General features: G+C 71.8%; 11 protein-coding genes. All 11 read left to right on the top strand.

The window, feature by feature from the left end; genetic code table 11:
- The coding region (queA, locus tag VF665_RS15045; protein WP_331054260.1) for a tRNA preQ1(34) S-adenosylmethionine ribosyltransferase-isomerase QueA at positions 1 to 618 on the top strand (618 nt) is incomplete at its 5' end.
- A 267-nt stretch (positions 619 to 885) separates the two neighbouring features.
- On the top strand, positions 886 to 1422 hold the full coding sequence (locus VF665_RS15050; protein ID WP_331054261.1) for a hypothetical protein: 537 nt from the start codon (positions 886 to 888) through the stop codon (positions 1420 to 1422).
- The gene (locus VF665_RS15055) at positions 1380 to 1565 is read left to right on the top strand and encodes a hypothetical protein (protein WP_331054262.1); all 186 of its coding nucleotides are present in this window, start codon (positions 1380 to 1382) and stop codon (positions 1563 to 1565) included. Before VF665_RS15050 ends, VF665_RS15055 begins: the two co-directional genes overlap by 43 nt.
- 229 nt (positions 1566 to 1794) lie before the next feature.
- Complete coding sequence (gene tgt, locus VF665_RS15060) at positions 1795 to 2943, top strand: tRNA guanosine(34) transglycosylase Tgt (RefSeq protein ID WP_414678844.1); 1149 nt, start codon at positions 1795 to 1797, stop codon at positions 2941 to 2943.
- 40 nt (positions 2944 to 2983) lie between these two features.
- Positions 2984 to 3295: a preprotein translocase subunit YajC gene (yajC, locus tag VF665_RS15065; RefSeq protein ID WP_331054263.1), complete on the top strand. Its 312-nt coding sequence runs from the start codon at positions 2984 to 2986 to the stop codon at positions 3293 to 3295.
- A gap of 2 nt (positions 3296 to 3297) precedes the next feature.
- Positions 3298 to 3798: a peptide deformylase gene (def, locus tag VF665_RS15070; RefSeq protein WP_331054264.1), complete on the top strand. Its 501-nt coding sequence runs from the start codon at positions 3298 to 3300 to the stop codon at positions 3796 to 3798.
- Complete coding sequence (gene fmt / locus VF665_RS15075; RefSeq protein ID WP_331054265.1) at positions 3795 to 4736, top strand: methionyl-tRNA formyltransferase; 942 nt, start codon at positions 3795 to 3797, stop codon at positions 4734 to 4736. The genes def and fmt overlap by 4 nt, the downstream gene beginning before the upstream one ends.
- 28 nt (positions 4737 to 4764) lie before the next feature.
- A complete protein-coding gene (locus VF665_RS15080; protein ID WP_331054266.1) occupies positions 4765 to 6072 on the top strand; it encodes an RsmB/NOP family class I SAM-dependent RNA methyltransferase in 1308 nt (435 codons plus the stop codon).
- Positions 6069 to 7025: a PASTA domain-containing protein gene (locus VF665_RS15085; protein WP_331054267.1), complete on the top strand. Its 957-nt coding sequence runs from the start codon at positions 6069 to 6071 to the stop codon at positions 7023 to 7025. Before VF665_RS15080 ends, VF665_RS15085 begins: the two co-directional genes overlap by 4 nt.
- A gap of 161 nt (positions 7026 to 7186) precedes the next feature.
- The gene (locus VF665_RS15090) at positions 7187 to 7762 is read left to right on the top strand and encodes a TlpA disulfide reductase family protein (protein ID WP_331054268.1); all 576 of its coding nucleotides are present in this window, start codon (positions 7187 to 7189) and stop codon (positions 7760 to 7762) included.
- The coding region (locus VF665_RS15095) for a hypothetical protein (RefSeq protein WP_331054269.1) at positions 7755 to 8492 on the top strand (738 nt) is incomplete at its 3' end. The genes VF665_RS15090 and VF665_RS15095, both read left to right, overlap by 8 nt.

The raw sequence follows: 8492 nt of genomic DNA on the forward strand, positions 1-8492 counted from the left end.
ACGGAGGCGCTGGACCGCTACGGCGAGGTTCCGCTGCCGCCGTACGTGGAGCGCAGCGCCACGGAAGTGGACCGCGAGCGCTACCAGACGGTCTACGCCCGCGAGCGGGGTTCCGTGGCCGCCCCCACGGCGGGGCTGCACTTTACCCCCGAGGTGCTGGCCGCCCTGGAAGCCAGGGGTGTGCGCCTGGCCCGGCTGGTTCTGCACGTGGGCGTGGGCACCTTTCGCCCGGTGGAGGTGGAAGACCCGGCCGCGCACGCCATGCACTCTGAATGGTACAGCGTTTCCGCCGAGGCGGCGGACGCGATCAACGGCGTGCGCGCGGCGGGCGGAACGGTGTGGGCGGTCGGCACCACGGTGGTCCGCACGCTGGAATCCGTTGCGGACGAGGATGGACGCGTGCATGCGGGGCAGGGGTGGACGCAGATCTTCATCCGCCCGCCGTACCGCTTTCGCGCGGTGGACCACCTGCTCACCAACTTCCACCTCCCGCGCAGCACGCTGATGATGCTGGTTTCCGCGCTGGGCGGGTACGACCTGACGATGCACGCGTACCGTGAGGCCATCGCGCGCGGCTACCGCTTCTACTCGTACGGCGACGCGATGCTGGTGGTCTGACGGCGAATCGAGCCGAGTTCCGTTCCGCACGGAAAGCATGCAAACCGAAGCCGGGCCGCGTTTTCGCGGTCCGGCTTCGTCCATTACCGTGCACAGGGCACGTTCCGCCGCTGGCGGCTTCGGTGTGTTCAGAATCACACTTGACGACACAGCCGAAAGTGCCTTCTTGCAGGCACTTGCGGGATCGCGGGGAAGTGTCCATATTGTTGCTCGCAACGTAGTCTGCCGTCCCACCCTCAACCCCGTGAGCGGACCGACATGCGGCCCATGCTGCGCTGGTTCGTCTTCGCCGTGGGCTTCGGCCTGCTGCCGTTCGCGTTCTCGGTCCTGATCGTGGCGCTGGAGACCGGCTCGCTGCTGCCGCTGCGGCGCTCGCCCGAGCTTCTGTTCTTTGCGGTCATGATCTGCGGCGCGCAGCTGGGGGCGTCGTTCACCGAGCCCTCCGCGTGGCTGCGCAGCACACGCCCCGGAGTGAGCGCGTGGGCATCAGGCATGTTTCTGCTCGGCGGCATCCTGGCGTCCGGCTTGTACGGAATGTATGTGGACCGGGAGCGGAACCTTGCTCCCGCGTGCAGGGAAGTGCAGCAATGGCAGGTAGATAGGAGTGCCGCGGTGCCGCCCGTGGCGCAAAGTGGGAATCTGGACGGGTGTCCGGAAGACGTTATCTTTCTGGAGAACGTGTTTGTGTTCTCCGTCTGGCTCGCTGCGTGGCTCGGTGCCACGGCGACCGCGACGGAATGGCTCCGAACCCGGAGGTTTCGATGGCGTTCTACGAAACGGTCATCTTTTTTCTGGCCAAGGTGACCATCGGGCTCCTGATGATCACCACCGTCATGCTGCTGCGCGAGATCGTTCTCGACGAGCTGGAGTGGCGGCGCACGCCCGCGGCGCGCCGCGACCGGCGGGTGGGGCCGCGCGACCGGCGGGCCGCCGCCCACCGCGGCTGAGTGCACGTGCGCCTGGCGGGCCCGCACCCGCCCGCGCCGCGTACGGCGACCATGCAGGGGCCGCCGAGTACCAGGGGCGAGTCGCCCCGCCACCGGGAGCCGGGCCGCCACGCGCGGCCCGGCTCTCGTGCGTTGGGGCCGGAGCGGGCGGGCGGCGCCTTGCCGGAACCCCGCGCATCCGCCAAACTAGGGGTTTGCAATCGCATGCGATCTTCGCGGGGAGGCGGCGCTGTTCGAGTTCGAGATCCAGGCCACGGAGGGCGCGGCGCGCGCGGGGCGGCTCACGCTTCCCCACGGGGTGGTGCAGACGCCGGTGTTCATGCCCGTGGGCACGCAGGCCACGGTAAAGACGCTCACGCCGGAAGAGGTGGAGGGGCTGGGCGCCCAGATCATCCTCGGCAACACCTACCACCTTTACCTGCGGCCCGGGCATGAGCTGGTGCGCGAAATGGGCGGGCTGCACGGCTTTCAGGGGTGGCGCAAGCCCATCCTGACGGACTCGGGCGGCTTTCAGGTGTTCAGCCTCAGCGACATCAACACCATCGCGGAAGAGGGCGTCACCTTTCAGAGCCACATCGACGGGTCGCGCCACCTGTTCACCCCGGAGCGGGTGATGGAGATCGAGCGGGCGCTGGGGGCCGACATCATCATGGCCTTTGACCAGTGCCCGCCGGGGCAGAGCAGCCGCGAGGTGGCCACGCAGGCCTACGAGCGCACCCTGCGCTGGCTGGAGCGCTGCCGCACGCGCTTCGCCCAGCTGCCGGCGGAAGACCCCGGGGGCCCGGTGCAGACGCTGTTTCCCATCGTGCAGGGCGGCATTTACCCGGACCTGCGGCTGGAGTCGCTGCGGGGCACGGTGAACGCGGGGGACTGGGACGGCATCGCCATTGGCGGGCTGAGCGTGGGCGAGCCCAAGCCCACCATGTACGCCCTGTTGGAGGCGCTGCAGCCGGAACTGCCGGAAACGCTGCCCCGCTACCTGATGGGCGTGGGGTACCCGGACGACCTGCTGGAGGCCATTGGCCGCGGGGTGGACATGTTCGACTGCGTGGCCCCCACGCGAAACGGGCGCAACGGGGCCGTGTGGATCGCCGGCGAGGGGCAGGTGAACATCAAGCAGAACCGCTTTCGCACGGACGCGGGGCCGCTGGACCCGGAGTGCGACTGCTACACCTGCCGCACCTACACCCGGGCGTACCTGCGGCACCTGTTCGTGGCGGGGGAGGGGCTGAGCATGCGCCTGCTTTCCATCCACAACCTGCGCTTTCTGGTGCGGCTGGCCGACACCGCGCGGGAGCGCATCGCCGCGGGCGACTTCGCCTCGTGGAGCCGCGCCTGGCTGGACCGCTTTCACGCCGGGCGCGCCGCGCGCGGGTGAACGACGGCATCATCACTGAACCATCCGGATTTCGGGAATCATGGAAACCGTGCTCCTTCTGGCGCAGGCACAGGCCCGCGGCGCCAACCCCATCATCAGCTTTCTGCCGCTGATCTTTCTGTTCATCCTCTTCTGGGTGATGATCATCGTTCCGCAGCGGCGGCAGGCCAAGGAGCACGCGAACATGGTGGGCAGCCTGCAGAAGGGCGACCAGATCGTGACCGCCGGCGGGCTCATCGGCGAGGTGACGGGCATCAAGAACGACGAGATCCAGGTAAAGACCGGCACGTCCATCGTGGTCGTGGAGCGTGCCAAGATCGCCCGCCGCCTCGGCGGGGAACCCAGGAAGTAACGATGGCGATCCGCAAGATCGAGTTGCTGGGCTCCGAGGTGCTGCGCCGCCGCACCACGGAGGTGCCCGCCCCCGGCCCGGAGCTGGACCGGCTGGTGGACGACATGTTCGAGACCATGTACGACGCCAGCGGCATCGGGTTGGCCGCCCCGCAGATCGGGCTGAGCCAGCGCCTGATCGTGGTGGACGTCAAGGAAGAAGGGGGCGACCGCATCGCCCTGCTGGACCCGCGCATCGTGGAGTCCGGCGGCGAGCGCGACCGCTACGACGAGGGATGCCTGAGCATTCCCGGCATCACCGGCTCGGTGGAGCGCCCCGTGACGTGCGTCGTGGAAGCGCTGGACCAGCGGGGAAACCCCGTCCGCATCGAAGCGGACGGGCTGCTGGCGCGCTGCCTTCAGCACGAGATCGACCACCTGGAGGGCGTGCTGTTCCTGGACCGCCTGAGCCCCATCAAGCGCACCATGCTGCTCAAGAAGTACCGCAAGCTGGCGGGCAAGTGAGAGTCCTGTTCTGGGGCACCCCGGCGTTTGCGCTCCCCGCGCTGATGGCCCTTTCGGAAGAGGGGCACGACGTGGTGGGGGTGGTGACGCAGCCGGACCGGCCGGCGGGGCGGGGGCGCGCGCTTTCCGTTTCCCCGGTCAAGCAGGAGGCGCTGACGATGGGCGTCCCCATCCTGCAGCCGGAGCGGGCGCGGGGCAACGAGTTCATCGCCAGCATCCGCGCGCTGGAGGCCGATATCTCCGTCGTGGTCGCCTTCGGGCAGATCCTGAAGCCGGAGGTGCTGGCCGTGCCGCGCCTGGGATCGATCAACATCCACGCATCCCTCCTCCCCGAATTGCGCGGCGCGGCGCCGATCCAGTGGGCGGTGGCTCGCGGGTACGAAACGACCGGCGTCACCATCATGCGGATGGAGGCGGGGCTGGATTCCGGGCCCATGATTCTGCGCGTGGAGGAGCCGATCGGCCCGGACGAGTCCGCGGCGGAGTTGGGGGTGCGGCTGGCGGAGATCGGCGCGGAGGCGCTGGTGGAAACGCTGGCGCTGATGGAGGCCGGCGCGGCGACGGAAACGGTGCAGGACCACGACCGCGCCACGTACGCACCCAAGGTGGACCGCGAGATCGCGCGGGTGGACTGGACGCGCCCCGCGGAGGAGGTGGCGCGGCTGATCCGCGCCATGGACGACGTGCCCGGGGCGTGGAGCCCGCTGGGCGCGCGCGGCCCCGTGAAGCTCTTCCGCCCGCAGCCGGTGGCGGACGCCTCCGGCGAGCCCGGCGCCGTGCTGGCCGCGGACGCGCAGGGCGGGGTGGTGGTGGCCTGCGGGAGCGGCGCCGTGCGCATCGCCGAGGTGCAGCCGCAGGGCAAGCGGCGGATGGGCGCGGGGGAGTGGGTGCGCGGGCGCGGGGTGTCCGCGGGCGACCGCTTTGGCGTGGACGCGTGAGCGGGTCCGCGCGCGGGGCGCGGCGCTGATGGCGGCGCCGACGGTGGGACGGCAGGCCGCGCTGGAGGCGCTGGCCCGCGTGCGCGAGGGCGAGCTGGCGGACCGCGCGCTGGACGCGGCCGTGCACGGGCTGGAGCCGCGCGAGCGCGCGTGGACGCAGGAGCTCGTCTACGGGACGTTCCGCCTGCGCGGCCGCATCGACTACCTGCTGGGGCGGCTGGCGCGGGACGGGGTGGAAAGCCTGGACCCCGACGTGCTGGACGTGCTGCGCCTGGGCGCGTACCAGCTGCTGGAGATGGGGAGCGTTCCGCCCTACGCCGCGGTGTCGCAGTCCGTGGACCTGGTGCGGATGGCCGGGGTGCCGCGCGCCGCCGGGCTGGTGAACGGCATTCTGCAGAACCTGCAGCGCCGCCGGGAGCACATGAGCTTTCCGGACCAGCGCAGGGACCCCGTCGCCTACCTTTCCACCTGGGGTTCGCACCCGGAGTGGCTGGTGCGGCGGTGGATGGAGCGCTGGGGGCCCGAGGCCGCGCTGGCGCTGGTGGAGGCGAACAACCGCCGGCCGGAGCTGTACATCCGCCCGCTCGGCGTGGGGGTGGACGAGGCGGCGGCCCGGCTGCGCGCGGCGGAGATCGAGGCGGCGCCCGTCTCCTGGTCCCCGGATTCGCTGCGGATCCCCGCGCCGGGGACGGCGTCCGAGGCGCTGACGGCCGTTCCCGCCGTGGTGCAGGATCCCGCGGCGGCGCTGGTGGTGCGCTACGCGGACGTTCCGGCGGGCGCCACGGTGCTGGACCTGGCCGCGGCGCCGGGGGGCAAGGCGCTGGGGCTGGCGGACGGGGCGGGGCGGGTGGCCGCCGCGGACCTGTCGCGCCGGCGCGTGCGGCGCGTGACGGAAAACGCGGGGCGGCTGGGCTGGGGTGACCGGGTGGGCGTGGTGGTGGCGGACGGGCGCAGGCCGCCGTTCCGCCCCGCGGACGCCGTGCTGCTGGACGCGCCCTGCACGGGGACGGGCACACTGCGGCGCCACCCCGACGGGCGCTGGCGAGTGACGCCGGAGGACCTGGAGGCCCTCACCCGCCTGCAGGACGAACTGCTCGCCGCCGCGGCGGAGTGCGTGCGCCCCGGCGGGCTGCTGATCTATTCCACGTGTTCGCTGGAACGGGAGGAGAACGAGGTGCGCGTGGAGTCGTTTCTGAAGGCGCGGCCCGGATGGCGGGTGGAAGCGACGGAGGCCGTGCCCGCGGAGGTTCGCGACGCGGCCGGGTACCTGTGCGTGCTGCCGCAGGCGCAGGGCGCGGACGGCGCGTTCGCCGCGCGGCTGCGGAGGCCCGCGTGAGGCCGCGCCAGCCCGTGAAGCCGGCCCGCACACCGCGCTTTCGTCCTCCCGCGCCCGGCTGGCACAAGGAACTGCCGGGCCGGGTGCGCCGCTACTTTGACGAGCGCCGCCTGCTCAAGTACGTGCTGACGGCGTCGCTGGGCGGGTTTCTGCTCGGTTACGTGCTGATCACCCTCTTCTTCTTTCCCGGATTCGGGCGGTCGGCCATCGTCACCGTGCCGGACCTCACGGGGCGTCCGCAGGGCGAGGCGCAGCGCACGCTGGGGCGGCTGGGTCTGGCGGTGGAAAAGGGGGGCACGGTGACCAACGCGCGCATCCGCCGCGGGCGGGTGCTGATGCAGACGCCGCTTCCCGGCCAGGAGGTTTCGCGCGGGTCCGCGGTGCGCATCGTGATCAGCGGCGGGCCGGAGACGCGGCCGGTGCCCTCCATCGCCGGCATGACGCGGGCGGAGGCGATCGAGACGCTGCAGCGCTACGGGTTCCGCGTGGGATTGCAGCGCGTGCGCGACCGGCGGGAGGAAGGGGCGCTCATCGGGCTGCGCCCCGCGGCGGGGCAGCCCGCGGCGGTGTCCAGCATGGTGGTGATGATCATCAGCGCCGGGCCGCCGAAGGTGCTCATCCCCAGCGTGGTCGGCTTGACCCGGGGGGACGCGGCGGCGCGGCTGGAAACGGTGTCGCTGCGCATCGGCCGCGTGGGCTACGATCCCGCGGCGACCGCGGAGGCGGGAACGGTGGTGAGCCAGTCGCCCGCCGCGGGGGACAGCCTGCCGATGGGCTCGAGCGTGCGCGTGGTGCTGGCCGGCGCCGATCCCGATCCGCCCGCGCCCGTGGTGGTGGATACCGCCGCGCCGGAGCCCGCCGCGGAGGACAGCGTGCCGCCGGACCCGGTGGAGGAGGCGCCGCCCCCGCCCGAGGCGTCGCTGCCGACGACGCCGGCGAAACCCAGGGAATAGGGAATAGGGAATAGGGAATAGGGAATAGGGAATAGGGAATAGGGAATAGGGAATAGGGGGCCGGTGCCTGGGCACTGAGCACCGGGCACTCGGGACTGGGCACTGGGGACTTCTGTTCCGTTCCCGGGTACGGGTGGGCGGATCGGCGCGCGCGGCGCGTGATGGACACCAACTCTGGATCGGGATCGATGGCCAAGCGGCGGGGATGGGTGTTTCCGGGGGCGGTCGCGGCGGTGCTCGCGATCCTTCTGGCGCTGGGATGGGCCAACCGCGACCGCATTCTTCCGCCGGACGTGGGCAAGCCCGCGCCCGGCTTTCGCGCCACCGACATGAACGGCAGGCCCGTTTCGCTCGCCGACCTGCGCGGGCAGGTGGTGCTGCTGAACGTCTGGGCCACCTGGTGCGGCCCCTGCCGCGACGAAATGCCGTCCATGGAGCGCCTGCACAAGGAACTGGGGCCGCAGGGGCTGCGCATCATCGCCGTCAGCGTCGACAAGGCGCCCGCGGGACCGAAGGAGCTGACCAGCTTCGCGCGGGACCTGGGGCTCACGTTCACCATCTGGCACGACCCCTCCGGCGAGATCCAGCGGACGTACCGCACCACGGGCGTTCCCGAATCGTTCATCCTGGACCGGGACGGCGTCATTCAGAAGAAGGTGATCGGCGCGACGGAGTGGGACGCGGGCGCCAACACCGACCTGCTGCGCCGCCTGCTCGCGGAGCGCGCCGGTGCGTAGGGTCACCCTGCGCACCCTCACCCGCAACTGGCCCCTCAAGCTGGCCGCCTTCGCCCTGTCCGTGCTGGTGTGGGCGGTCGTCAGCGCGGAGCAGGTGACCACGCAGTGGATCCCCGTGCGCGTGGACCCGGTGGTGCGCGATCCGCAGTTCGTCATTTCCGGGCCCCCGGAGCCGCAGGAGGTGCGGGTGCAGTTCACCGGGCCGGGGCGCGAACTTTGGGAGCTGGCCATCGACCGGCCCGCGCTGGTGCTCCCCATTCGCCAGGTGGGCGAGGGGCGCACCTTTGCGCTGGACCCGGCCATGGTGCGCATTCCCCAGGGCCTTTCCGTCAACGCGCGCGACGTGCGCCCCGCCGTGGTCGCGCTCGGGCTGCAGCGGCTCGCCAGCCGCCTGGTCCCCATCCACGCGACCATCAGCGGGCGCTCGCTGCGGCGCTACGTCGTGGGCGACTCGCTCTCCATCTTCCCCGCCGAGGTGCGGGTGACGGGGGGGGCGGACCAGGTGAACGCGCTGACCGTTCTCAACACGCTGCCGTTCGAGATCGTCCCTGACGACAGCACCTTCAGCCGCGAGATCGCGCTGGACACGGCGGCGCTGGGTGGGCTGAGCGTGTCGCGCGCGCGGGTGCGGGTGAGCGGCAGGGTGGACCGCCGCGCCACCCGCGCCGTGAGCCCGGTGACGGTGTACGTGCCGGACGGGCTCGTCGCCGTGCCGGGGCAGGTGGAAGTG

This window comes from Longimicrobium sp. (genome assembly GCF_036387355.1).
In the GTDB taxonomy this organism is placed as follows: domain Bacteria; phylum Gemmatimonadota; class Gemmatimonadetes; order Longimicrobiales; family Longimicrobiaceae; genus Longimicrobium.

Excerpts from the sequence above, each read along its gene's own strand:
- VF665_RS15055 (WP_331054262.1), top strand. The coding sequence starts at position 1,380 with ATGGCGTTCTACGAAACGGTCATCTTTTTTCTGGCCAAGGTGACCATC.
- VF665_RS15080 (WP_331054266.1), top strand. The coding sequence starts at position 4,765 with ATGGCGGCGCCGACGGTGGGACGGCAGGCCGCGCTGGAGGCGCTGGCC.
- VF665_RS15090 (WP_331054268.1), top strand. The coding sequence starts at position 7,187 with ATGGACACCAACTCTGGATCGGGATCGATGGCCAAGCGGCGGGGATGG.
- yajC (WP_331054263.1), top strand. The coding sequence starts at position 2,984 with ATGGAAACCGTGCTCCTTCTGGCGCAGGCACAGGCCCGCGGCGCCAAC.
- VF665_RS15050 (WP_331054261.1), top strand. The coding sequence starts at position 886 with ATGCTGCGCTGGTTCGTCTTCGCCGTGGGCTTCGGCCTGCTGCCGTTC.
- def (WP_331054264.1), top strand. The coding sequence starts at position 3,298 with ATGGCGATCCGCAAGATCGAGTTGCTGGGCTCCGAGGTGCTGCGCCGC.